This window comes from Streptomyces durocortorensis, from assembly GCF_031760065.1.
GTDB lineage: Bacteria > Actinomycetota > Actinomycetes > Streptomycetales > Streptomycetaceae > Streptomyces.
This window is the reverse complement of the sequence record NZ_CP134500.1, coordinates 2,784,630-2,808,919: the sequence shown is the minus strand read 5'-3', so window position 1 is coordinate 2,808,919 and position 24,290 is coordinate 2,784,630. Positions and strand designations below refer to the sequence as shown.

Here is a 24,290-nt window from a genome sequence, read left to right as displayed (position 1 = left end):
CCATCCCCCCACGTACCGCACGCATCCCACAGGAGTGAACAGCATGGGTATCGCAGACCAGTTCAAGGACAAGGCGCAGGAGCTCGCCGACCAGGCCAAGCAGAAGGCCGGTGAGGCCAAGGAGCAGGCCCAGGAGCGCGGCCGGCAGGGCCAGGAGCGGGCCCGGCAGGGCCGGGACGACGTCCAGGACCGTGCTCAGGACGCGTCGGACCAGGCGCGCGAGCGCTTTGACCGTTGACGGTCGCTGAGGTGTGACGCGTGCGCGCTGCGCTGTGCGCGTGCGTACGCGTTACGTCGGGAGGCGCATCCGGGTGACCGGGTGCGCCTCCTCCATGCGTGTTCGGGCTGTGCCGCACCCCGCGCTGTCGACCGCGCGGGGTGCGGCGGTGCGTAGGATGCATGTTCGATGAGGGGCTTTCGCGCCTCTGACGCCCGCCCTGCACGACAGCCGCTCGGGGGAGCCTTTCTTCGTGTCCACAGCGCACATAGCGCGTTCGGCGCCCTGTTCCCCGGGGAGCGGAACCGCCTCCCCGGCATCCCCGGCCGACCCGAGGCGTATCCGTTTTCTCGTCCGGTCGGTACCGGCGCTCTGGACGCTCGCGCTCGGCCTGTGGGGCCTGTCGCGGCAGGACAGTGTGTGGCGGGACGAGGCCGCGACCTGGCAGGTGGCCCGGCGTTCCACGGCGGACATATGGAGCATGCTCGGGAACATCGACGTCGTGCACGGGCTCTACTACCTGCTGATGCACGGGCTGTTCGAGCTGTTCGGGCCGAGCACCGCCGTCCTGCGGCTGCCCTCGGTGCTGGCCATGACGCTGGCGGCCGCCTGTGTGGCGGCCCTCGGCCACCGGCTGGCCGGAGCGTGGGCGGGGCTGGGGGGCGGGCTGGCCCTCGGACTGCTCCCGGCCGTGCAGTTCTACCTCCAGGAGGGGCGGCCCTACGCCCTGGTGGCGGCCGGGGCCGGGATCTCCACCCTGCTCCTGGTCACCCTGCTGGAGGGGCGGGGCCGGGCGGTGCACTGGGTCGCCTACGGCGGCACGGTCGCGCTGGGCGGTCTGCTGAACTGGCTCTCGCTGATGATTCTTCCGGCGCACCTGGCGACCCTGCTCTGGAGCCGGGCGGGCCGTGACGCAGGCAAACGCTGGACCGCCGCCGCCCTGGCCGCCACGGCCTGTGTGCTGCCCCTGATCCTGTTCAGCCGGAGCCAGTCCGCGCAGGTGTCCTGGATACCGCCGCTGACCTGGCACATGCTGATCGGCCCGGCGGTCCTGCTGGCCGTCGGCGGAGTCGGCGCCCTGCTGGACCGGCCCCGGGCGGAGGGGTATCCGTCCGCCAGGTCCCCGGGGGAGGAGCGTCGGCCGGACCGGCCCCGGGCGGGCCGGCTGTCGGCGGCGTCCGTCGGGCTTCCGCTGCTGGCGGTGCCGCAGGCCGGCCTCGTCGGGCTCTCCCTGGTCCAGCCGCTGTTCCTGGACCGGTACGTCCTGTTCAGCCTGCTGGGCCTGGCGCTGCTCATCGGGGTGGTCATCGGCGCGGCGGTCCGGGCCGCGTCGTACCGGTACCCGCGCGCCTCGCTGGGAATTCTCCCCGTGGTGATGGCCGTGGCGATGGTGGCCCTGCTCCCGCAGTCGCTGGCCAAGCGGTCTCCGGCGAGCCGGGTGGACGACGTCCTCGCGGCGGCCGCCGGCGTCCAGCGGCTGAAGCGGCCCGGAAACGCGGTGCTCTTCATTCCGGCGGCCCGGCGGGACACCGAACTGGTCTCCCCGGACGCCTTCTCCGGGCTCGCGGACATAGCGCTGGCGCAGGGCCCGGAGAAGTCCGGGACGCTGAAAGGCATCGAGGCGGAGCCGGACCGGATACGGGCGGCGATGCTCGCCCAGCGGCGGATACTGCTGGTGACGGACGCGCCCCGGGTGGCGCGGCCGGTCACCGCCGCCCGGGACAAGGCCAAGACCTCCGTGCTGGAGGAGCACTTCACGGCCGTGGCCGACGAGGAGGCCCGGGGCCGCCGGGTGACGGTCTACGAACGGCGCACGCCGGTGCGCTGACCGCCGGGCGGCCCCGGGCCGTCGAGCGAGCCCCAGGAGGTGCGTCCGCCCCGCGCTCAGGAACTCCGCGGCGGCAGCGGCGGCCGCCGCAGGTTCGGGGCCGTGTCGTACGAGGGCGGGGTGGCCGCCGGGTGGGCGGCCAGGAGGTCCAGGGCGAGGCGGACCGCGTCGTCGAGTACGGCGTACCGGCCCTCCGCCCAGTCGAGCGGGGTGCGCAGGGCCTCCACGTCCGGTTCCACGCCGTGGTTCTCCACCGACCAGCCGTAGGTGTCGAACCAGGCCGCGTTCATCGGCACCGTGATCACCGTGCCGTCGCCCAGGCGGTGACGGCCGGTCATGCCGACCACGCCGCCCCAGGTGCGCTGGCCCACCACCGGGCCCAGCTTCAGCAGCCGGAACGCGGCGGTGATCATGTCACCGTCGGAGGAGGTCGCCTCGTCGGCCAGGGCGACGACTGGGCCGCGCGGCGCGTTGGAGGCGTAGCTGACCGCCTGGGCGTTGCGGGTCAGGTCCCAGCCGAGGATCGTACGGGTGAGCTTCTCCACGACCAGCTCGCTGATGTGGCCGCCCGCGTTGCCCCGGACGTCCACGATCAGCGCCGGGCGGGACACCTCCAGGCGCAGGTCCCGGTTGAACTGGGCCCAGCCTGAGCCGCCCATGTCCGGGATGTGCAGGTAGCCGCACTTGCCGCCGCTCAACTCCCTTACGACGTCGCGGCGTTTGGCCACCCAGTCCTGGTAGCGCAGCGGGCGCTCGTCCACCAGGGGCATGATCGCCACCCGGCGGGACGGGCCTCCGCCCGCCGGGGCGAACGTCAGCTCCACCGTGGTGCCGCCAGCCGCGGTCAGCAGCGGGTACGGGCCCGCCACCGGGTCCACCGGGCGGCCGTCCACATGGGTGAGGACCGCGCCCTCCCTGATCCCCGTACCCGCCAGCGGTGAGCGCGCCTTGGAGTCCGAGGAGTCGCCGGGCAGGATGCGCTGGACGACCCAGGAGCCGTCCCGGCAGACCAGGTTGGCGCCGAGCAGGCCGATCGCCCGCTGGTAGTGCGGCGGGCCCTCGTTGCGGCGGGCGGGGGAGACGTACGCGTGCGAGGTGCCCAGCTCGCCCAGCACCTCGCGCAGCAGGTCCGCGAACTCGTCGGGGGACGCGACCCGTTCGACCAGCGGGCGGTACTGCTCCAGCACCCCGTCCCAGTCGATGCCGCACATGTCCGGCTCCCAGAAGAAGGAGCGGATGATCCGGCCCGCCTCCCCGTACGCCTGCCGCCACTCCGCCCCCGGGTCGACCTCGTGCAGGATGCGGCGCAGGTCCAGATAGACCGTGGAGTCGGTGTCGCCCGGTTCGGTCGCCGGTACGGCACGCAGCTCGCCGTCGTCCATCACCACGAGCCGGGACGAGTCGCCGCTGACCGCGAACCAGTCGAGGTGGTCGACCAGTTCCGTCTTGCGGGCCTTCGCGATGTTGAAGTGCTCCAGGGTCGGCCGCCCGGACATGTCGGCCGGGTTCGCGAACGTCTCGCCCAGCGCACCGGAGATCGGCCAGCGCAGCCAGACCAGACCGCCGCCGGTCACCGGGGCCAGCGCCGAGTACTTCGAGGCGGAGACCGGGAACGGTGTCACCCGGTTCTCCAGGCCCTCGAACTCCACCATCACCGGCGACCCCTCCGACGTACCTCCGTCCGGCACGTCCACCGGGTCCAGGCCGCCCGCCGCGGGGCGCCCGTCCGGGGAGAGCGCGAAGGGGGAGGGCGTGGCCGAGGAGAGCGGGACCAGGTACGGGCGGCAGCCGAGCGGGAAGGACAGGTCACCGGTGTGCACGTCGTAGACCGGGTCGAAGCCGCGCCAGGACAGGAACGCCAGATAGCGGCCGTCCTCCGTGAAGACCGGGTTCTCGTCCTCGAAGCGGCCGTTGGTGACGTCCACGATCACCGGGGCGCCGGGGCCGGAGATCCGGGCGAGCTTGATCTGCCGCAGCGAGCGGCCGACGCCCGGGTGCGACCAGGTCAGCCAGGCCCCGTCGGGGGAGAAGGCCAGATCGCGGACCGGGCCGTTCACCGAGCGGATCACCTCGGTGAGCCCCGGGTGCTCGTCGACCGGCACGCTCGCCGGGACCGCCGCGCCCGTGGCCGCGTAGAGGTCGGCGCGGGTGGAGCCGCCGGGGGCCCTCGCGGACGCCTCTTCGGGCGTCACCTCGGCCGCCTCCTCGGCCGCCAGGGGCTCGGGCGCCGGCTCCGCCTCCGGTTCCGCGGTGTCCAGGAGCAGCAGGCGGCCGTCGTTCGAGGCGATCGCGAGGCGCTCGCCGTCCGGGGCGGAGACCATCTCCTGCACCCGGCCCAGCTGCCCGGAGGCCAGCAGGCGCGGGGGGCGGTCGCCGCTGGCGCGCGGCAGGTGGGCGATCTCGACCGCGTCCGCGCCCTCCGCGTCGGTCACGTAGGCGACCCGGCCGCCGCTGCCGAGCATCTCCGGCTGCCGCACCCGGACGCCGGGGGTGTCGGTGATGGTGCGGGCGGGGCCGTCGCGGTGGGTGAGCCAGTAGAGGCTGCCGCGTACGGTGACGGCGCTGGCCCGGCCCGTCTCGTCGACGGACAGCGAGTCGACGTTGCTGGCGGCGGACACCTGGTAGAGGCGGCGGCCGGTGCGCGGCCCGCCCAGGCGTACCTCCAGCTTGCGCGGGGTGGCGTCCGGCGACTCAAGGTCCTCGACCAGCCAGAGGTCCCCGGCGCACTGGTAGATCACCCGGTGGCCGTCGCTGGAGGCGTTGCGGGCGTAGTAGGCGTCGTGGTCGGTGTGGCGGCGCAGACCGGTGCCGTCCATCCGGCAGGAGTACAGGTTGCCGACGCCCTCGTGGTCGGAGAGGAACGCGATGCGGCGGCCGACGAACATCGGGGTGGCGAGGTGGCCGTCGATGTCCGGGAGCAGGCGTTCGCCGTGCAGCCACAGGCGGCCCATGGCCCCGCCCCGGTAGCGCTTCCAGGCGGCCGGTTCGTGCGGGGGCGTGCCGGTGAGCAGCAGGGTGCGGCGCTCGCCGTCGATGTCGGCGACCGCGATGTCGGAGACCGGGCCCCAGGGGAGTTTGCCGCCCGGACTGCCGTCGGTGGGGACGCTGTAGGCCCAGGAGAAGTACGAGAACGGCTGCTGGTGCGAGGACACGGCGAGGATCTGCGAGGTGGCGCCGGGGTCGGGGCTCCAGCCGCAGACCCGGGCGTCGGTCGAACCCCAGTAGGTCAGGCGGCGGGCCGGGCCGCCGTCGACCGGGGCGAGGTGGATCTCGGGGTCCAGCGTGCGCCAGGTCGTGTAGGCGATGGAGGTGCCGTCGGGCGAGAAGCGCGGATGACTGACCCGGGTCCGGTCGACGGTCACCCGCCAGGCCCGGCCCGGCCGGTGCCCCGCGGCGGCGAGAGGGGCGACCCAGAGGTCGTCCTCGGCCGCGAAGCACAGCAAGTCCTGGTGGAGGTGCGGGAAACGGAGATACGCGACGTCGTCACTCACCCCCCAATGCTTTCCGCGCGAAGGGCCCGGGGCAACTTGTGGTGCAGCACACAAGCGAAACGATTTCGTTTCGCTGGGTGCTGGAGGTACGGTTCAGGTGTACGAAACAGTTTCGTTCGATTCCCGGGCGAGGCTGAGCGAGGCTGCGGGACCGCGAAGAGCGATACGGCGAAGGAGGTCGGCACATGGCACGCACCAGGCTGACTCCCGAGCGTGAGGGCGAGCTGTACGAGGCCGTTCTCGACCTGCTCCGCGAGGTCGGCTACGACGCCCTGACCATGGACGCCGTCGCCGCCCGCACCCGGTCGAGCAAGGCCACGCTCTACCGCCAGTGGGGCTCCAAGCCCGAGCTGGTCGTGAAGGCGCTGCGGCACAACAAGCCGGTGAACCTCGCCGAGATCGACACCGGTTCGCTGCGCGGCGACTTCCGCGCCGCGCTGAGCCGGACCGACGACTGTCAGATGGAGAAGGACGCCGCGCTGATGCGGGGTCTGAGCCATGCCGTCCACGAGTACCCCGAGCTGCACCAGGCCCTGCGCGAGCTGCTGATCGAACCGGAGATGACCGGTCTCGACCAGCTGCTGCAACGGGCGGTGGACCGGGGTGAGCTGCGCTCGGACAATCCGGCGCTGAAGTACGTCCCGCACATGCTGGTCGGCGCGCTGGCCGCCCGGCAGCTGATCGAGGACCAGCCTGTCGACCAGGCGTTCCTCATCGATTACGTGGACTCCGTGGTTCTCCCCGCCCTCGGCGTCTGACGTCCCCGTCCCCTCCGTACGGCCCTCTCCCCGACCCGCCCCACCTGACACGCCGCTCTCGTCGTCGGGCTGGTTTCCTCTGCCCGTTTTCCAGACACACGACCTGACCGGGAGTACGCCCCCGTGGCCACTTTCCTCTACAAGCTCGGACGGCTCACCTTCCGCCGCCGCCGCTTCGTCGCCCTGATATGGGTGGCGCTGCTGGCGCTCGCCGGATTCGGTGCGGCCTCCGCGTCCACCGCCACCTCCAGCTCCTTCTCCATCCCGGGTACGGAGGCGCAGCGCGCCTTCGACCTGCTGGAACAGCGCAACCCCGGCTCCAGCGCCGACGGCGCCACCGCCCGGGTCGTCTTCAAGGCCCCCTCGGGCGAGAAGGTGACCGACGCCGACAACAAGCGCGAGATCACCGGCTTCGTCAAGGAGCTCCAGTCCGGCTCGGACCAGATCGCCTCGGTCGCCGACCCGTTCCAGGCGCAGGCCGTGAGCCAGGACGGTTCGACGGCGTACATCTCGGTCGCCTACAAGGTCAACTCCATGGAGCTGACCGACGCGACCCGGGACGCCCTGGAAGGCGTGGGCGAGGACGCGCAGAAGAGTGACATGAAGGTGGAGATCGGCGGTGACGCGCTCCAGGTCATGCCGCACAGCGGGGCCGCCGAGATCATCGGTGTCGGTATCGCCGCCGTGGTCCTGGTCATCACCTTCGGCTCGCTGATCGCCGCCGGGCTGCCGCTGGTGACCGCCCTCATCGGGGTCGGCATCGGGGTCTCGCTCATCACCGCCCTGGCCAACGTCCTGGACCTGGGCTCCACCACCTCGACGCTCGCCATGATGATCGGCCTCGCGGTCGGCATCGACTACGCGCTGTTCATCGTCTCCCGCTACCGCGCCGAACTGGCCGAGGGCAAGGAGCGCGAGGAAGCCGCCGGGCGGGCCGTCGGAACGGCCGGGTCCGCGGTCGTCTTCGCGGGCCTGACCGTGGTCATCGCCCTGGTCGGCCTCGCCGTCGTCAACATCCCGATGCTGACGAAGATGGGCTTCGCCGCCGCCGGAACGGTCGCCATCGCCGTCGTCATCGCCCTCACCCTCGTCCCGGCCCTGCTGGGCTTCGCGGGCAAGCGGGTCATGGGCCGCAAGGCGCGCAGGGCCGCCGAGTCGGCGGGCAAGGCCGACCTCGGCAAGGCCAAGCCGAACATGGGCACCCGCTGGGCGCGGTTCGTGCTGCGCAAGCCGGTCTGGGTCATGCTGGTCGGCGTCCTCGGCCTCGGCGTCATCGCCGTACCGGCCGCCTCGCTGGAGATGGGCCTGCCCGACGACGGCGCCCAGCCGAAGTCGACCACGCAGCGCCAGGCGTACGACATGCTCTCGGACGGCTTCGGCCCCGGGTTCAACGGGCCGCTGGTCACGGTCGTCGACACCAAGAACAGCGCGGACGGCGAGGCCGCGGTGGCGCGGGTCTCCGAGGAGATCAAGTCCATCGGCGTGGTCGCCGTCGCCCCGGCCGAGTTCAACAAGGCCGGTGACACCGCGACGATCGTGGTCATCCCGAAGGACCGGCCGTCCTCCGTCGAGACGGAGAACGTCGTCCACGCCATCCGCGACGCGGGTGAGGGCGTCAAGGCCGACACCGGGGCCGAGGTACTGGTCACCGGCGCCACCGCGATGAACATCGACTTCTCGCAGAAGATGAACGACGCGCTGCTGCCCTACCTGGCGCTCGTCGTGGGCCTCGCGTTCCTGCTGCTGATGCTGGTCTTCCGCTCGGTCCTGGTCCCGCTGAAGGCGGCCCTCGGCTTCCTGCTCTCGGTGGTCGCCGCCCTCGGCGCGGTCGTCGCGGTCTTCCAGTGGGGCTGGCTGGGCTCGCTCTTCGGGGTCGAGCAGACCGGTCCGATCATGAGCATGATGCCGATCTTCATGGTCGGTGTGGTCTTCGGTCTGGCGATGGACTACGAGGTCTTCCTCGTCACCCGGATGCGCGAGGCGTTCGTCCACGGCGAGAGCCCGGGGCAGGCCATCGTGACCGGCTTCAAGCACGGCGCCCGGGTGGTCACGGCGGCGGCCGTGATCATGATGGCGGTCTTCGCGGGCTTCATCGGCTCCTCCGAGCAGATGGTCAAGATGATCGGCTTCTCGCTGGCCGTCGCCGTCTTCTTCGACGCCTTCGTGGTGCGGATGGCGATCGTGCCCGCCGTGCTGGCCCTGCTCGGCAAGCGGGCCTGGTGGCTGCCGCGCTGGCTGGACCGGGTCCTGCCCAACGTGGACGTGGAGGGCGAGAAGCTCCAGAAGCAGCTCACCGACGAGTCCGGTTCCCCGCAGGGGCCGGGAGAGGGCGACAGCGACCGCGAGCTCGCCCGCGTCTGACCCCGTCCGGATTCATCGAGCCCCGGGGCCGCGTCCGAGCGGAGCGCGGCCCCGGAAGCGCCGGTCACCTGTGGGGACGGGAGGCCGGGCGCGGAGAGAAAGCCCCCGTGCGACGCGCACGGGGGCCTTTCTCGCGGTGGTCCGGGGCTTTCCCAGGGGCTTTCCCGCGGTGGCCGCCTCAGCCGCGGGCCGGCTGGGTGCCCCGTTCAGGGCGGGTGGTGCGGGACGGCGGGCGCGCCTCTCCGGTGCCGTCCGACGGCGTGGCCGGTGCCTGCGCGCGGGTGCGGGCCAGGAAGCGGGTCAGCGTCCGGATCTCGAACTGGAACACCTCGACGCCGTCCGTGGAGTGCAGCTCCACGATCAGCTGCGTACGGCCGCAGGGCCAGACCCGGACGGCCCCGCGCTCGATCGGGGTGCGCAGGCCGCGCTCCAGGAGGTCGCGGCCGAACGCCCAGTCGGTGCCCCCGGGCAGGGTGATGTGGACGGTGCGTGGGTCGTCGGACGCGTCGTAGCGCAGTTCGACGGGGACCGGGCGGGTGAGGGGGCCGTCCGTGATGAGCCGGGCGCGTGCATGTTCTTCGATCACAGGGGACATGGGCCGGCTCCTCCTATATGCATCTCTCTGTCATCTAATGTCCCATATTTCGTGGGGGTGGCGTGGTGGATGCCCCGAGGGGGCGGCCCGGTGGGCGTCGTTCGCGATACTGCCGGGGTCCCGCTCTTGCGCATGGTTCGCAGGAGGGCACTACTATTGACGGGTTCATGACCCCGCCCGCAGGACCGCGTCCGCACGGGCGCGGAGGCCGCGCGGACCCCGCAGGAAGCGGAGCCTCCCATGCATGTACCCGATGGATTCATCGATGCACCTGTCTCCGTGGCCGCCGGGGTGTTCGCCGCCGGGGCCCTCGCCGTCAGCCTCCGCGGCGCGCGCCGGGAACTGGACGAGCGCACGGCGCCGCTCGCCGGGCTGGTGGCCGCGTTCATCTTCGCCGTACAGATGCTGAACTTCCCGGTGGCCGCCGGCACCAGCGGCCACCTGATGGGAGGGGCGCTGGCCGCGATCCTGGTCGGGCCCTGTACAGCGGTGCTCTGTCTGTCCGTGGTGCTGCTGATGCAGGGCATCTTCTTCGCGGACGGCGGTCTCACCGCGCTCGGCGTGAACATCACCGTCATGGGCGTGGTCACCGTCGTCGTCGCGTACGCGCTATTCCGGCTGCTGACCGGCCTCCTGCCGCGCACCCGCCGGTCCGTGACCGCCTCGGCGTTCGTCGCCGCCCTGGTCTCCGTGCCCGCCTCGGCCGCCGCGTTCACGCTGCTCTACTGGATCGGCGGCACCACCGACATCCCGATCGGCACGGTCTTCACGGCCATGATCGGGGTGCACGTCCTGATCGGCATCGGCGAAGCGGTCATCACCGCGCTGACCGTCGGCGCCGTCCTCGCCGTACGCCCCGACCTCGTCCACGGCGTCCAGGGGCCCGCCACGCCCCTCAAGCTCCGGGTCGACGGCGAACTGGTCGACGCCCCGGCCGCCACCCGGGAGCCGGAGCCCGCCCCCGCCCGGTCCACCCGGGGGTTCTGGACCACCGGCCTGGTCTCCGCCTTCCTCCTCGCCGGGGTCGTCTCCTTCTACGCCTCCGCCGACCCGGACGGCCTGGAGCGGGTCGCCGCCGACAAGGGCATCGACGAGAAGGCTGAGGAGCACGGCGCCGCCGACTCCCCGCTCGCCGACTACGGGGTCGGCGACATCGAGAACGCCCGGCTCTCCGGCGGCCTCGCCGGGATGATCGGCGTCAGCGCCACCGTCGTCGTCGGCACGGGCGTCTTCTGGATGGTCCGCCGCCGCAAGGACGACGAGCAGGGCGCACCCCGTACCAACCCGCGCGACCACGAGAACGCCTGACATGGGATCGGGCCACGCCCACAAGCTCTACCGGCACGGACACTCGCCGGTCCACCGGCTGCCCCCGCACTGCAAGCTGGCCGCCGTCTTCGGCTTCGTGCTCGTCGTCGTCTCCACCCCGCGCGAGGCGATGTGGGCCTTCGGCCTGTACGCGGCGCTGCTGGCCGCCGTCGCCGCCCTGGCCCGCATTCCCGCCGCCTTCCTGCTGAAACGGCTCGTCATCGAGGTGCCGTTCGTCGCGTTCGCGCTGCTCATGCCGTTCGTGGTGCCCGGCGAGCAGACCGAGATCCTCGGCGTCCCGGTCAGCGTTCCCGGCCTCTGGGGCGCCTGGAACGTGCTCGCCAAGGCCACCCTCGGCGTCGCCGCCTCGGTGATCCTGGCCGCCACCACCGAACTGCGCTCCGTGCTCCTCGGCCTCCAGCGCCTGAAGCTGCCCCCGCTGCTCGTCCAGATCGCCTCGTTCATGATCCGGTACGGGGACGTCATCACCGACGAGATGCGGCGCATGTCGATCGCCCGCCGCTCCCGGGGCTTCGAGGCACGCGGGGTGCGCCAGTGGCGGGTGCTGGCCGCCTCGGCGGGCGCCCTGTTCATCCGCTCGTACGAGCGCGGCGAGCGCGTCCACCTCGCGATGGTCAGCCGGGGCTACCGGGGCACGATGCCGGTCATCGACCAGGCGACGGCCACCCGCACCCAGTGGGCGTACGCGGCGGCCCTTCCTCTACTCGCCCTCGCGGTCTGTCTGCTGGGATGGACCCTGTGACGTCATCCTCCGCAGCCCAGGAGCCGCCGCTCTCGCTCGACGTCAGCGGCCTCGCCTACGCCTACCCCGACGGCCACCAGGCCCTGTTCGGGGTGAACCTCACCGTCGCGCGCGGCGAACGCGTCGCGGTCCTCGGCCCCAACGGCGCCGGCAAGACCACCCTCGTCCTGCACCTCAACGGCATCCTGGAGGCGGGCTCCGGCACGGTCCGGGTCGCCGGGCTCCCCGTCGCCGAACGGCATCTGGCCGAGATCCGCCGCCGGGTCGGCCTCGTCTTCCAGGACCCGGACGACCAGCTGTTCATGCCCACCGTCCGCGAGGACGTCGCCTTCGGGCCCGCCTCCGCCGGACTGCGCGGCCCCGAGCTGGAGGAGCGGGTCGTGCGGGCCCTGAAGCAGGTCGGCATGGACGAGTACGCGGGCCGCCCGCCGCACCACCTCTCCTTCGGGCAGCGCCGCCGCGTCGCCGTGGCCACCGTCCTCGCGATGGAGCCGGAGATCCTCGTCCTGGACGAGCCCTCGTCCAACCTGGACCCGGCCTCCCGCCGCGAACTGGCCGACATCCTGCGCTCCTTGGACGTCACCGTGCTCATGGTCACCCACGACCTGCCGTACGCCCTGGAGCTCTGCCCGCGCGCGGTCGTCCTCAGCGAGGGCGTCATCGCCGCCGACGGCCGTACACAGGACCTCCTCTGCGACGCGGAGTTGATGCGTGCGCACCGGCTGGAGCTCCCGTTCGGCTTCGACCCGCGTTCCGTGACCGTGCCGTCTCCGTGAACAGACCGTGACGGACCGAAGGGGCCGACGCCCCGGGCCCCGCCGTGCCCGCCCGGCCGTGCACCATGGGGGGATGAGCGAGGGCGCGGGCACATCGGCGGGTACGGGAGCAGGCGTGGACGTGGACGTACGGGGCACGGTGGCGCCCGGGTTCGAAGCGGTCGCGGACGCGTTCGCCCGCAACTTCGAGCAGCGGGGGGAGCGCGGCGCGGCCGTCGCCGTCTACCGGGACGGGCGCAAGGTCGTGGACCTGTGGGCCGGTACGAGAGACGTGGACGGCACCGAGCCCTGGGCGGTCGACACCGTCCAGATCGTGCGCTCGGCGGGCAAGGGCATCGCCGCCGCCGTCCCCCTCCTGCTCCACCAGCGCGGACAGGTCGACCTGGACGCCCCGGTCTCCACGTACTGGCCGGAGTTCAAGGCGAACGGCAAGGAACGCGTCCTGGTCCGCGACCTCCTGGCCCACCGGGCCGGGGTGCCCGCCCTGGACCGCACCCTCACCCCCGCCGAGGCCGCCGACGGGCTCTCCGGCCCGGCGGCCGTCGCGGCCCAGAGCCCGTACTGGGAGCCGGGCACCGACCACGGCTACCACGCCCAGACCTACAGCTGGCTGATCGGCGAACTGGTCCGCCGCGCCACCGGCCGTACCATCGGCCGCTGGATCGCGGAGGAGATCGCGCGCCCGCTCGGCCTGGACTTCTGGTTCGGACTCCCCGCCGACGAGGCCCACCGCATCGGCCGCATCGGTTCCGTGGAGCCCCCGGCCCCCACCGCGGCCTCCGGCGCCCTGCGCGTACGCCCCAAACGCTCGGTGGTCGAGGCCTACCGCGACCCGGAATCGCTCACCCGGCGGGCGTTCGGCGCGATCGACCCGTTCCCCGACGAGAACGACGCGGCCTACCGTACGGCCGAACTCCCCGCCTCGGGCGGCATCGCGACCGCCCGGGGCCTGGCCCGCTGCTACGCCGCGATGATCGGTCCGGTCGACGGCCACCGCCGCCTGTTCGCCCCCGCGACCCTGACGCTGGCCCGCACGGAGGAGTCGGCGGGCCCCGACCGGGTCCTGGTGGTCAACACCCGCTTCGGCCTGGGCTACATGCTGCACGGCCCGGCGGCGCCCCTGCTGGGCCCCGGCTCCTTCGGCCACCCGGGCCGGGGCGGTTCGCTGGGCTTCGCCGACCCCGAATCCGGCATCGCACTCGGCTATGTGACCAACGGCCTCCAGAAGGGAGTCACCGCGGACCCCCGTGCCCAGGCACTGGTCAGGGCAGTACGGTCGGCGCTATGACACCTGCAACGCGTGGGGCAAGGGCCCGCTTCGACGGTTACAGCGTCCTGATCACCGCCGCCGGCCAGGGCATCGGCGCGGCAACGGCCCACCGCCTGGCGGCGGAAGGCGCCTCGGTCCTCGTCACCGACCTGGACGCCGAGCGCGCCTCGGACACGGCGGCGGCGATACGCGAGGCGGGCGGCACGGCCGACTCCCTGGCCTGCGACGTGGCGGACCGGACAGCGGTGGAGGCGGCGGTCGCCCGCGCGGCCGCGACCTTCGGCCGCCTCGACGTCCTCGTCAACAACGCGTACGCGGCGAGCGAGGACGCGAGTCTCTTCGAGGACGAGACGGACGAGGAGTGGGACCGCGACCTGGACATCACCCTCTCCGGCCCCTTCCGCTGCGCCCGCGCCGCCCTGCCGCACCTGGTGGCCTCGGGCCGGGGCGCGATCGTCACCATCGGCTCGGTCAACGGCGAACAGGACTTCGGCGGCCACGCGTACAGCGCGGCCAAGGCGGGCCTGGCCAGCCTGACCCGTACGCTGGCGGGCCACGCGGGCCCGCGCGGCGTACGGGTCAACCTGGTGGCCCCCGGCACGATCCGCACGGCCGCCTGGTCGGGCCGCGACGCCGAACTGGAGCGTGCCGCCGCCCTCTACCCCCTCGGCCGGGTCGGCACCCCCGAGGACATCGCGTCCGCCGTCGCCTTCCTCGCCTCGTCCGACGCGTCGTGGATCACGGGGACGACACTGCGGGTGGACGGCGGAATCCTGGCGGTGAACACGGGGTTCCGCCAGGCGATGTCGGGGCGGGAGTAAAACCCCTGGCGGGGCGCCACCCGCCGCTCCTACCCTCTCCGCATGATCACGTACGAACACACCGACAGGGCGGGCCGTCCCGTCACCCTCCACGAGGTCGACGGGGACAACTGGCGGGCGGTCGCCGACTGCGCACCCCGCGACGACCAGCGCGACTGGGTCCCTGCCCTGGCGGCCCGCTACCTGGTGCTGACGGCCCGCGAGGACACCTGGCACTCCTTGGCGGTCCTGGCCGGTGACGAGGTGGCCGGGCACATCATGTGGGGGCGGGACGAGGACGGTTCGTACTGGATCGGCGGCGTGCTGATCGACGCCTCCCACCAGGGCCGGGGCATCGGCGCAGCCGCCGTACGCACCCTGGCGACCTGGCTGTCCGCCCGCCCCGGCCGCACGGCGGTCCGCCTCTCCTACGCCCCGGCCAACGAGGCCGCCGCCCGCTTGTACACCGCGCTCGGCTTCCGCCTGACGGGGGTGGAGGAGGACGGGGAGGTGGTCGCGGAGTGGATGAACCACCCCTCGGGGGATGTGCAGGAGGATAGGTAGCATGAGTGATGCCACCGGCAAGTACTCGATCACGCTGCCGCGCGGTATCGCGGAAGCCGCTCGGCAACGTAGCGGCCTTTCCGCCTACGTCGCGGCGGCTGTCGCCCGCCAGATCGAGCGGGACGATCTGAACGAGCTCATCGCCGTGGCCGAGGCCGATCACGGTCCGATCGGTGAGGAAGAGATCCAGGCCAGGCGCGATCAGCTGCAACGGGCCCGTGAGCAGCAGGCCGACGCCCAGAGCGCCGCGTGACACGGTCGGCGCCGATGCCGGGCTGCATGGGTGCAAGTGCGCCATTGACGCCATGCTCTGCGCCACAGCTCTCGTAGCACCTGGCCCCGTCACCGTACTCACCTCCGACCCCGAGGACCTCACCGCGCTGTGCGGCGGGCGGGTCACCGTGATCAAGGTCTGACACCACCAGCCTCCGTACCTGTGCCTCCCGGAGAAGCCGCTCGCCCGCCGGGAGACCCGGCCGTTAGGTTTGGGCCCATGATTGTGTGGCTCAACGGCACCCACGGCGCGGGAAAGACGACGACCGCCGCACTCGTGCGGCAAATGCTCCCGGATTCACGGGTGTTCGACGCCGAGAAGGTCGGCGAGACACTCATGGACATCACGCCGGTCCTGTCCCGTACGGACAACTTCCAGCACTGGCCGCCCTGGCGGCAGCTGGTGGTCGAGACCGCCCGCCGCGTACTCGACTACACGGGCGGCATCCTGGTGATGCCCATGACGGTGCTGGTCGAGCCGTACTGGCGCGAGATCAGCGCGGGCCTCGCCGAACACCGCATTCCGGTCCGCCACTTCGTCCTCCACGCCGACCAGGACACCCTGCGCGGCCGCATCGAGGGCGACACGGACCTCGGCCCCTCCCCGTTCCGCTTCGCCCATCTGGAGCCCTACGCCGAGGCCGCCCGTACCTGGCTGCACGCCGAGGCCGAGGTCATCGACACCACACACCTCACGCCCGCCCAGGTCGCGGAACGGATCGTGGAGGCGGTCAAGGGGTGAGGCGGGGAGGGGGCGACGGGTGGCTGCCGACTGATTCGGGAGGAGTGGTCGTGCGCTGGACGCGCTCCTTGATCTGACCCCGCACGCCCTATTTTGCCGACGTGCTGTCGGTATCTACTGAGCGCATGACCACACTCACCGGACGGCCTCTACCCGCCGTCGGTCCGGACGGCGTCAACCCATGGAGACGGACCCCGGGCGCCAGGCCGTCGCCGCCGCGCATCTGGGTCATGACACCCGCGTGTCCTTCGTGACGGCAGATGCTGACGCCTGGCTCGACGGCTATACCGAAACCAGCGGGTTCGCAGATTCTGAAGGTCGACTGGAAGTGAACCCGCTGGAATGGCGGGCGTGGGAAGGACTGGGCACTCAGGTTCTGCGCTGCTTGAATGCTGCAGTGATCGAACTGGTGGTTGTCGTGGCAGCGGCAGGACTGACGGCGTGGTTGTTCCGTCGCAGAGTGAAACAGCGGGCAGGCAGTGCCGCTCAGGGAAATGTGATCAAGATTCCCTGCCTACTCCGACATCCTTCGCTGGAAGGACGATGGCCGCGGGGGCGACTGTTGGTGTGATGCCGAATGAGTTGGACCACGTGCTCACTTGTCAGTGGCCAGTTGAGATTCCCCGTTGGCGGCCACTTGATGGGGAGTCATCTGGCCACCGATGGTCACACTGAGTTGCTGCTCGGGTAGTGCAAGGTGGCGGGCGAAGCCAGGCGCAGCAGTCCTGCTGGCCACCGCTCCGAGTGCATTTGACCGTGTGGCGAATGGCCCCGCCGGTTCCGCGTCGGATCCTGGAACCGACCCGCAGGGTCGGTAAGGCTCGGCGGTCCGTTGCGGGTGGCGGGGCCTGGACGGTTATGGCGTCATATGGTCTTCGGTGTGGCGCGCATGCCGACGTAGACGCACCTGGTGCCGTCGGTGAGGATGGAGAAGACCACCGGCATGTAGCCCTCGCTGAACGACGGCCCGGCGCCCGTGCCGGCGAAGACCGACTCGGTGACCGGTACGAGCTCGATGTCGAGGGGCGGGGACATGTCCTTCATGCCGTCGACGAACTCGTACAGCAGGTGCGCGCTGCCGTCGTCCTTCTGGCTGACGGTCAGCAGGACGCCTTCGCGCTTGTAGGTGCCGACCAGTGGTGTCATGTCGACGGTGGGGGGCTGTGCGGCCGGTGCGAAGTCGTCCGGCATGCGCACGCTGGCCAGCTCGGCCAACAGTTCCCGCAGCAGGTCCGAGTAGAGCGCGCGGGCGTCGCCGCCGTTGGTGAGTAGTGCGATGGCGACGCCCGCCTGCGGGACGACGCGCAGGTAGGAGTGCTGTGCGACGGCTGAGCCGTCGTGGCCGTAGCCGGATATGCCGTCCCAGTCGTACAGCGTCCAGCCCAGGCCCCATCCGTCGGCGCTGACGGTCCACTTGTCCGGGCAGTCGACCTCGGGGGTCTGCATCGCCGCGACGGACTCGGCCGACAGCACGCGGGTACCGTCCGGGGCGGTGCCGCCGTTCAGATGCATCTGGGCGAATCGGACGGCGTCGCCCGCGGAGTAGATGACGCGGCCGTACGGTCCCGCCGAGCGCGGCATGAGGTCCCACACGGGAGCCGGGTCAGGGTAGGTGCCGGGCTCTCCCAGGTGGCTCATGGCGACCCGGAACCGCAGCGCCTCTTCGGGCAGCGTCATGGTGTGTTCGAGGTCGAGTGGGGCAAGGAGCCGGTCCCGCAGGGCCTCGTCCCAGGTCTGGCCGGTCAACACCTCCACGATGCGGCCGAGCACGACGTAGCCGAGGCTGCTGTAGGAAATCGCCGCCCCGGGCGGGCAGTCCAGCGCGACGCCCTGGGCAGCCTCGACATACTTGGCCAGGCAGTCGTCGCCCCGCCCGGAGTCGAAGGTGAAGTCGCAGGTCAATCCGCCGGTATGGCTGAGCAGTTGGCGCACGGTGATCGCCTTGGTGGCTTCCGCGTCCGGGGTGGCGAACTCCGGCACGATGTCCACGACGGGTGCGTCGAGGTCCAGGTCGCCGGAGTCGACGAGCTGCATCACCAGCGTGGCGGTGTAGACCTTGGCGACCGACCCGGACAGGAACACCGAGTCGGTCGTCGCCTCCACACCGGTGCCACGGTGCAGCACCCCGCTGGCCAGCTCATGAACTTCGCCGTCCTTGAGTACGGCAAGGGTCGCGCCCGGCACGTGGTGGGCATCGCGCAGCTCATCCAGCCGCGCCTGCCAGCGGTCGAGAGAGAAGCCGCCTCCGTCCGAAGCCGCCGTCCCCCACCCCCCCTTCGCTGTCCAGTTGCCCTCTGAATCCCAGCTCACATCGCTCGGCAAAGCGTCCTCCGTACATGTGGAAAGCGGTCGGTCAATAATGATCGTTTGCCGTGGCAGATGGAACAGCTGCGTGGCCGTCGGCACGCGGGGGCCGAGAACGCCGGTGAACCGCAGCCGCAGCCACGCGCCGCTGTCCACGGCCTTCGCCAAACTGGCGCCGCAGCATGTCAGAGCGCCTGGCCGCATCGTGGAGGTGCTGACCAGTGCGCAGGGGGTTGGCCGGTCCCGGATGCCGAGCTTTATTAGGAACCAGGAAGGTCAAGACCGAGCACGACGTCGGCTGCAGCATGAGCGGCCTCCGATTCTCGCTATACGCAGCCACAAGCGCAGTCCCCGCGACACGCGACACAGAGTGACATTTCAACTGGCCGTACGTGGGGAATCTGAACTGGCCGCCGTCACTGAGCTGATTCCAACCTGTCGGCGATATCCGTCAGTTGGGTGACTCTGCAACGCGATGAAGCTTCTGGTAGGAGGTGTCACGACCAAGATCCACCGTGCCCCACCAGGAGCTTCGCGTGCTTGTCTACCCGTCGTCGATTGAAAAGTCTCTCCGGCTGGACGATCTGCTCGAACTGCTGGAGCCGGGCGGCCTCTACGTCGTAGACGATCTGTTGCCGCAGCCCACGTGGCCCAGCGATCACCAGACCCGCGTCGACGACTTTCTCGCACGTCTGAGCGAACGCTCCAACTTGCTTGGGAAGCGCGCGACATGGGCGTCGGGGCTTCTGGTCGGAACCCGTATCTGACGGACTATCGTGAACGGCATGTCCGCTGATCTGATCCGCATTGTGTCCCGCGACTCGCCCATGGCACTCGCCCAGGTGGAGCGCGTCCGTGCCGAGCTGGCCGTACTCCACCCCGGCACCCGTACGGAGGTCGTCCCGGTCAAGACGACGGGCGACAAGTGGATGGGCGACCTCAGCGCGGTGGAGGGCAAGGGCGCGTTCACCAAAGAGGTGGACGCCGCTCTCCTGGCCGGGGAAGCCGACCTGGCGGTGCACTGCGTCAAGGACATCCCGGCGGACAGGCCCCTGCCTGCGGGTACGGTCTTCGCTGCTTTTCTCCGGCGCGACGACATCCGTGACGCACTGATCCACCCCGGCGGCCTGCGCCTCGACGAGCTTCCCGCCGGGACGCGTATGGGGACGTCGTCCGTCCGCCGTGCCGCCCAGCTCGCCGCATCCCACCCCCACCTCTTCTGCGTACCGATGCGCGGCAACGCCAACCGGCGCCTCGAGAAGCTTGCCGCAGGCGAGGCCGACGCGCTGCTGCTGGCAGCGTCCGGGCTGGAGCGTATCGGCCGGTCCGACGTGATCACCGAGATCCTGTCGCCCGAGGTAATGTGCCCGCCGATCGGTGCCGGAGTGCTGGCCCTCCAGTGCCGGGAGGGTGACACCGACCTCATCGACGCCGTGAGCGGGCTCGGCGACCCGGCGGCCCACCGCGAGACGACCGCCGAGCGGATGTTCCTGCACGTGCTTCAGGGGCACTGCAACAGCCCCATCGCCGGTTACGCCCAGGTGGAACGGAACGGCGATCTGTCGCTGCGGGCCAAGGTCTTCACCCCGGACGGCAAGACCGTCCTCAACGCCCACGAATGGGCCGGAGCGCTCGACCCGGCCACCCTGGGCACGTCCGTCGCGGTCAGCCTGCTGCGGCAGGGGGCCAGGGAGCTGATCGACGGCATCGCCCACTGACGGACCGCCTGCCGCCCGCGATGTGCCGGGTGCCACGTAGTGCCCGCGGCCGAGCGACGGGTTCAGGCGGCGGTCTGTTCGTGGTTGGTTCTGCATGCGCGGCAGAGGCCGGGGGTGCGGGCGCGGAAGCCGCGTTCGCAGCCGTCGCAGTTCTGCATGGGGATGATGAGGGCGGCACGTACGGGGGTGGTCTCCTGGGCGCCGGGGAGGGGTGGTGGCAGGAGCGCGGTGAGGCGGTGTCTGACGAACTGCGCCGGGTGGTTGACGGGTTGCGGGAGGTCGGTCGTCAGGGCGTGGCGGATGGCGTCGGGGTGCGCTTCGCGTTCCAGCCAGGCGGCCATGGCGGGGGTGAGGCGTTCGACTGCGTCCTCGGTGAGCGTCAGTTCGTGCGTGTGTCGTCGTAGGTCGGTGAGGAGCGCGGCGGCAGTCCGGCGGAGTTCGGGGGTGAGTTCGCGGGGCCGGGGGAGGGGGCGGGGCGGGGCTTTGGGTGCGGTCGGTGGCGGTACGAGGCGTGCGGTGGGTTCGGTGGCGGGCTGGGTGGGGGGTTCCGGCACCGGCAGAGGAGCTGACAGAGGGCCCGGCACCGGCAGAGGAGTCGGCGCAGGGTCTGGTAGTGCGGTCGGCGCGGGATCAGGCACAGGCACAGGCACAGGTGCCTGTGCCTGCTGCGCCTGTGTCCGGGGCTGCCGGGAGGCGGGCGGCAGTTGTGGCGTGGGTGCCGCTCGGGGGTGCAGCAGTGCTTCGGGGTGGTTGCAGTAAACCGTGCGGGTGGCGATTCGGCCGTTCGGGAGGCGGACGACGGTGCGTTGGAGGTAGCCGTGGGCTTCCAGTTCGCGCAGGGCGGCGGCGATGAGTTTTTCGCCTTCGGGGAAGCGGGAGGCGAGGGCCTTGACGCCGACCTCGGTACCTCGGGGCAGCGACTGGATGCGTACGGCGACGCCCAGGGCGGTGGCGCTGAGGGCGGTGTGCTGGGCGAGGTGGTTGCCGACGACCGTGAAGCGCTCGGTGTGCGGGATGGCGATGTGGATCACGCCACGGGCCGGGAGAGGTCCGGGAACCTCTGCCAGGGCGCGCATGAGCGCAGTATTCTGCTGGGTATCCATCGGGAAGGTCTCTTCTTCCTTGGTGGTCAGGCCCTCGTTCGGGATTGCAGTCCCGGTCGGGGGCCGACGTATGTCCGGTGTCTGACGCTGGTGCTGGCGTGAGCATATGCCCGCCAACCGGCTCGAAATCCAGCTGAGTTGGCAAACCTCACCCGTGTGGGTGACGAGCCCCTGGGACCCGTCGGGTAGAGGCCGGGGCGGGTGGGGTGGGGTTGTTTCTCCTGGTTCTTTAAGTAGTTGATGTCGCGCTTCGCCGCGTCGCGGTCGAGCGCGATCCGGTCGCGCCGTACCGGGTCGCGGTCGAGCGCGACCCGGTGGAGGCCGTCACCGTACGAGGCCGATTTCGGCCCATACCGTCTTGCGCGGTACGGGCCCGGGGGTGACGCCCCAGTGGTCGGCCAGCGCCTCGACGATGAGCAGCCCGCGCCCGTTCTCCGCGTCGCCCTCGGGTGCCTTCACGGCTCCCGGGCCGGGCGGGAGGCGGTCACCCCGGGTGTCGGTGACTTCGATGCGTAGGGTCTTCGCGTTGACGACGAGGGTGAGTTGGAAGTCCCTTCCCTTGACGCGGCCGTGCACCGTGGCGTTCGCGGCCAGCTCGGCCACGATGTGGGCCGCCGACTCCGACGGGAGCCCCCAGGCGCCGAGATGGGCGACGGTGAGCAGCCGGGCGAGCCGGGCGCCCCGGCGGGTGGGTGAGAGCAGGACGGTGAACGAGCGGGTGGGGGCGGGGTGTTGTGCGAGCGACACGACTTCTTGGTTCATGTCACTCAGCGTGGCCGTCTCTGCGTACCGTGCCCAGTGACGGAGCCCTTGCGTACGGTGAGTGTCCGGGGCTTGTCCGGTGTTGTCCGGGCTGTCGGGCGTGACGCGTGGGGAACGGGCGGGGTTGAGGGAAGAACGGCACGCACGTCGGAAGTGGGGCTGGCATGAGCGTGGTTGGTGACGGTACGGAGCGTGGGGACGGCGGGGCGGACGAGCCCGGCTGGGACGTCGACCCGGACGACGAGTCGGGTGCGGCGGTGGTTGCCGCCGTGGGGCGCCAGATCAGGGCGTGGCGTGAGGCGGCGGGGATGCGGGCGGGAGAGCTCGGGTCGGTGATGGGGTACGGGGAGGACCTCATCTACAAGGTGGAGGGCGGCCGGCGCATCCCCCGCCCGGAGTTCATGGACGGGGTGGACCTGGCGCTGGGGGCGGGCGGGAAGCTCGCGGCGATGAAGTCGGACATCGCGGAGGTGCGGTATCCGAAGAAGATCCGGGAGCTGGCCAAGCTGGAGGCTGCGGCGGTGGAGCTGCTGGCCTACGGAAGCCACAACATCCACGGCCTCTTGCAGACCGAGGAGTACGCGCGGGCGTTGTTCGGGATGCGGAGGCCCGCGTTCTCGCAGGACGAGGTGGAGAGGCTGGTGGCCGCTCGTATGGCCCGGCAGTCCGTCTTCGCCCGCTCGCCTGCCCCGGAACTCAGTTTTGTCCAGGAAGAGGTGACGCTGCGGCGACACCTCGGGGGCAGAATGGTGTGGCGTCGACAGCTCGAACGCCTCCTGGAGGTGGGCGAGCTACGGCACGTCGAGATTCAGGTGATGCCGACCAGTCGTGACGAGCATGCCGGAATGGGCGGTGAGATGCAGGTGCTGAAGTTCAAGGACGGATCGGCGGTGGGCCGCTCCGAGGGCGACTTCGGCAGTCGGCCGGTCTCCGACCCGAAGCACCTCCGGATCATCGAGCTGCGGTGTGGCATCATCCGGGCGCAGGCTCTCAATCCGAGGGAGTCGCGGGCCTTCATCGAGCAAGTGCTGGGGGAGACATGATCAGCGAGACCTCTGCCGGAGACGATTCCGAGCTGGCGTGGTTGAAGAGCAGTTACAGCGACAGCAGCAACAGCAATGAATGCGTCGAGGTGGCCACGACCCCCGACGCCGTCCACGTCCGCGACTCCAAGAACGTCCAGGGCCCCCGTCTCGCCGTCACCCCCGCCGCCTGGGAGGGTTTCGTCGCGTACGCCGCCACAGGGCGCTGATCCGACCTCAACTCGTGTGCAGCATCAGGCCGATGCCCACTACCATCAGGCCCGCCGCCGCGATCCTCGGCGCCCCGAAGCGCTCCTTGAAGAACAGCGTGCCGATCGCCGCACCCACGATGATCGAGGACTCCCGCAGCGCCGCGATCGGGGCGAGCGGGGCCCTGGTCTGGGCCCACAGCACCAGGCCGTACGCGACGACCGACAGGGCCGCGCCGAGCAGGCCCCGCACGGCGAACGGTTTGAGCTGGGAGGCCAGTTCGGAACGGCGGCGGTAGTAGGCGTACGCCGGGATCGCCAGGCCCTCCAGGATCATCAGCCACGCGACGTAACCGAGCGGTGTGCCCGACGCCCGGACGCCGACGCCGTCCACCGTCGTGTACCCGGCGATGGCCAGGCCCGTGCCCAGGGCAGCCACGATCGCGGGCCAGTGCGGGCGGGTGCCGGAGCCGTGGATGCCCCAGAGGGCCAGGCCGACCAGTCCGGCCGAGGCGACCGCGACGCCCGCCGTCGCCCACGCGTCCGGGTGCTCGCCGACGAAGACCGCCGCCAGGACGGTCACCACCAGCGGGGCCGTGCCCCGGGCGATCGGGTACATCTGGCCGAAGTCGCCGAGCGCGAACGACCGCATCAGCAGCAGCATGTACGCCACGTGCAGTGCGGCCGAGACCAGGAGGTACGGCCACGCCCCGGCCGCCGGGAACGGGGCGAAGAGGGCGAGGGCCGCGCCGATCAGCAGGCCGCCGCCGGAGATCAGCGTGAAGGAGAGCAGCTGGTCCTTGATCGCGTGGGCGATGGCGTTCCAACTGGCGTGCGTGACTGCGGCTATGAGGACCGCGAGCGCGACCAGAGGGGTCACTTGGCAGACTCGCGCACGTCCGCCACCGTCGCGCCCGCGTGGGCGATCAGGGTCTTCGGGTCGAGCGGGAAAACCGTGTGCGGGGTGCCCGCCGCCGCCCACACCACCGGGTGGTCCAGTAGCCGCCGGTCCGCCAGTACCCGGGTCCGGGTCGCGTGGCCGAAGGGCGGTACGCCCCCGATGGCGTACCCGGTCGTCTCCCGGACCAGGCCCGCGTCGGCCCGCTCGACCTTCTGCGCGCCCAGCTCACGCCGTACCAGCTCGACGTCCACCCGCGAGGAGCCGTCCATCAGGACCAGGACCGGGACCCCGTCCGCCGCGAAGACCAGGGACTTGACGATCTCGCTCAGCTCGCAGCCGACCGCGGCGGCGGCCTCCGCCGCCGTACGGGTCGCGTCCGGGAAGCGTCGTACCTCGACCTGGAGGCCCAGCTCGGCCAGTGCCTCGGCGAACCGGGGGTGGGCGGGGGAGGTGACGGGGGCGGGGGCGGTCGCCGGGGGCTCGGGTGTGCTCATGGCTGCACGCTAGCGGTCGTTGTAGGGGGCA

At 71.5% G+C, this 24,290-nt stretch carries 24 protein-coding genes and 1 pseudogene; 18 read left to right on the top strand and 7 right to left on the bottom strand.

Annotated features, from left to right (window positions below):
* Positions 1-43: 43 nt before the first annotated feature.
* The gene (locus RI138_RS12320) at positions 44-238 is read left to right on the top strand and encodes a hypothetical protein (RefSeq protein ID WP_096627960.1); all 195 of its coding nucleotides are present in this window, start codon (positions 44-46) and stop codon (positions 236-238) included.
* 319 nt (positions 239-557) lie between these two features.
* Entirely contained in the window at positions 558-2,045 is a 1,488-nt protein-coding gene (locus RI138_RS12315) for a glycosyltransferase family 39 protein (RefSeq protein ID WP_311122866.1), read from the top strand.
* Between the two features lie 56 nt (positions 2,046-2,101).
* Here the strand turns inward: RI138_RS12315 and RI138_RS12310 are convergent, their stop codons facing one another.
* On the bottom strand, positions 2,102-5,536 hold the full coding sequence (locus RI138_RS12310; protein WP_311119956.1) for a S41 family peptidase: 3,435 nt from the start codon (positions 5,534-5,536) through the stop codon (positions 2,102-2,104).
* Between the two features lie 185 nt (positions 5,537-5,721).
* Between RI138_RS12310 and RI138_RS12305 the strand changes: the two genes are divergently transcribed.
* Positions 5,722-6,294 (top strand): TetR/AcrR family transcriptional regulator, encoded by a 573-nt coding sequence (locus tag RI138_RS12305; RefSeq protein ID WP_311119955.1) that lies wholly within the window; start codon positions 5,722-5,724, stop codon positions 6,292-6,294.
* A gap of 123 nt (positions 6,295-6,417) precedes the next feature.
* Positions 6,418-8,655, top strand: a complete 2,238-nt coding sequence (locus RI138_RS12300) for an MMPL family transporter (protein WP_311119954.1) — start codon at positions 6,418-6,420, stop codon at positions 8,653-8,655.
* Positions 8,656-8,833: 178 nt separating this feature from the next.
* On the opposite strand, the gene RI138_RS12295 is transcribed toward RI138_RS12300, so the two are convergent.
* On the bottom strand, positions 8,834-9,250 hold the full coding sequence (locus tag RI138_RS12295; protein ID WP_311119953.1) for an SsgA family sporulation/cell division regulator: 417 nt from the start codon (positions 9,248-9,250) through the stop codon (positions 8,834-8,836).
* Between the two features lie 240 nt (positions 9,251-9,490).
* Between RI138_RS12295 and RI138_RS12290 the strand changes: the two genes are divergently transcribed.
* From RI138_RS12290 to RI138_RS12245, 10 genes and pseudogenes are all read left to right on the top strand, one after another.
* Positions 9,491-10,558, top strand: coding sequence for an energy-coupling factor ABC transporter permease (locus RI138_RS12290; RefSeq protein ID WP_311119952.1), 1,068 nt, complete (start codon positions 9,491-9,493; stop codon positions 10,556-10,558).
* Between the two features lies 1 nt (position 10,559).
* Positions 10,560-11,321 carry a cobalt ECF transporter T component CbiQ gene (gene cbiQ, locus RI138_RS12285; protein WP_311119951.1) on the top strand — a complete coding sequence of 254 codons (762 nt, stop codon included), beginning with the start codon at positions 10,560-10,562 and terminating at the stop codon, positions 11,319-11,321.
* Positions 11,309-12,097 (top strand): energy-coupling factor ABC transporter ATP-binding protein, encoded by a 789-nt coding sequence (locus RI138_RS12280; RefSeq protein WP_096627949.1) that lies wholly within the window; start codon positions 11,309-11,311, stop codon positions 12,095-12,097. The genes cbiQ and RI138_RS12280 overlap by 13 nt, the downstream gene beginning before the upstream one ends.
* Positions 12,098-12,218: 121 nt before the next feature.
* Complete coding sequence (locus tag RI138_RS12275; RefSeq protein ID WP_096628017.1) at positions 12,219-13,385, top strand: serine hydrolase domain-containing protein; 1,167 nt, start codon at positions 12,219-12,221, stop codon at positions 13,383-13,385.
* On the top strand, positions 13,382-14,188 hold the full coding sequence (locus RI138_RS12270; protein WP_311119950.1) for an SDR family NAD(P)-dependent oxidoreductase: 807 nt from the start codon (positions 13,382-13,384) through the stop codon (positions 14,186-14,188). The genes RI138_RS12275 and RI138_RS12270 overlap by 4 nt, the downstream gene beginning before the upstream one ends.
* A gap of 42 nt (positions 14,189-14,230) precedes the next feature.
* The gene (locus RI138_RS12265) at positions 14,231-14,731 is read left to right on the top strand and encodes a GNAT family N-acetyltransferase (RefSeq protein ID WP_311119949.1); all 501 of its coding nucleotides are present in this window, start codon (positions 14,231-14,233) and stop codon (positions 14,729-14,731) included.
* Between the two features lies 1 nt (position 14,732).
* A complete protein-coding gene (locus tag RI138_RS12260; protein WP_311119948.1) occupies positions 14,733-14,984 on the top strand; it encodes a CopG family transcriptional regulator in 252 nt (83 codons plus the stop codon).
* 10 nt (positions 14,985-14,994) lie between these two features.
* Positions 14,995-15,147 (top strand): annotated as a pseudogene (locus RI138_RS12255) (DNA-binding protein); the annotation flags it as partial.
* A 77-nt stretch (positions 15,148-15,224) separates the two neighbouring features.
* Positions 15,225-15,746, top strand: coding sequence for an AAA family ATPase (locus RI138_RS12250; RefSeq protein ID WP_096627945.1), 522 nt, complete (start codon positions 15,225-15,227; stop codon positions 15,744-15,746).
* A gap of 181 nt (positions 15,747-15,927) precedes the next feature.
* The gene (locus RI138_RS12245; protein WP_311119947.1) at positions 15,928-16,317 is read left to right on the top strand and encodes a hypothetical protein; all 390 of its coding nucleotides are present in this window, start codon (positions 15,928-15,930) and stop codon (positions 16,315-16,317) included.
* Between the two features lie 293 nt (positions 16,318-16,610).
* On the opposite strand, the gene RI138_RS12240 is transcribed toward RI138_RS12245, so the two are convergent.
* The gene (locus RI138_RS12240) at positions 16,611-18,056 is read right to left on the bottom strand and encodes a serine hydrolase domain-containing protein (RefSeq protein ID WP_311119946.1); all 1,446 of its coding nucleotides are present in this window, start codon (positions 18,054-18,056) and stop codon (positions 16,611-16,613) included.
* A gap of 530 nt (positions 18,057-18,586) precedes the next feature.
* On the opposite strand from RI138_RS12240, the gene RI138_RS12235 reads away from it, so the two are divergent.
* Positions 18,587-18,817 (top strand): hypothetical protein, encoded by a 231-nt coding sequence (locus RI138_RS12235; protein WP_311119945.1) that lies wholly within the window; start codon positions 18,587-18,589, stop codon positions 18,815-18,817.
* A gap of 18 nt (positions 18,818-18,835) precedes the next feature.
* Positions 18,836-19,768 (top strand): hydroxymethylbilane synthase, encoded by a 933-nt coding sequence (gene hemC, locus RI138_RS12230; RefSeq protein WP_311119944.1) that lies wholly within the window; start codon positions 18,836-18,838, stop codon positions 19,766-19,768.
* A 62-nt stretch (positions 19,769-19,830) separates the two neighbouring features.
* On the opposite strand, the gene RI138_RS12225 is transcribed toward hemC, so the two are convergent.
* The gene (locus RI138_RS12225) at positions 19,831-20,871 is read right to left on the bottom strand and encodes a hypothetical protein (RefSeq protein ID WP_311119943.1); all 1,041 of its coding nucleotides are present in this window, start codon (positions 20,869-20,871) and stop codon (positions 19,831-19,833) included.
* A gap of 324 nt (positions 20,872-21,195) precedes the next feature.
* On the bottom strand, positions 21,196-21,633 hold the full coding sequence (locus RI138_RS12220) for an ATP-binding protein (protein WP_311119942.1): 438 nt from the start codon (positions 21,631-21,633) through the stop codon (positions 21,196-21,198).
* 164 nt (positions 21,634-21,797) lie between these two features.
* On the opposite strand from RI138_RS12220, the gene RI138_RS12215 reads away from it, so the two are divergent.
* Both RI138_RS12215 and RI138_RS12210 read left to right on the top strand, forming a co-directional pair.
* Positions 21,798-22,676, top strand: coding sequence for a helix-turn-helix domain-containing protein (locus tag RI138_RS12215; protein WP_311119941.1), 879 nt, complete (start codon positions 21,798-21,800; stop codon positions 22,674-22,676).
* Entirely contained in the window at positions 22,673-22,885 is a 213-nt protein-coding gene (locus RI138_RS12210) for a DUF397 domain-containing protein (protein ID WP_311119940.1), read from the top strand. The genes RI138_RS12215 and RI138_RS12210 overlap by 4 nt, the downstream gene beginning before the upstream one ends.
* Positions 22,886-22,892: 7 nt before the next feature.
* Here RI138_RS12210 and RI138_RS12205 read toward each other — a convergent pair whose 3' ends face one another.
* Positions 22,893-23,744, bottom strand: coding sequence for a DMT family transporter (locus tag RI138_RS12205; protein ID WP_311119939.1), 852 nt, complete (start codon positions 23,742-23,744; stop codon positions 22,893-22,895).
* On the bottom strand, positions 23,741-24,259 hold the full coding sequence (locus RI138_RS12200; RefSeq protein ID WP_311119938.1) for a YbaK/EbsC family protein: 519 nt from the start codon (positions 24,257-24,259) through the stop codon (positions 23,741-23,743). The genes RI138_RS12205 and RI138_RS12200 overlap by 4 nt, the downstream gene beginning before the upstream one ends.
* Positions 24,260-24,290 lie beyond the last annotated feature (31 nt).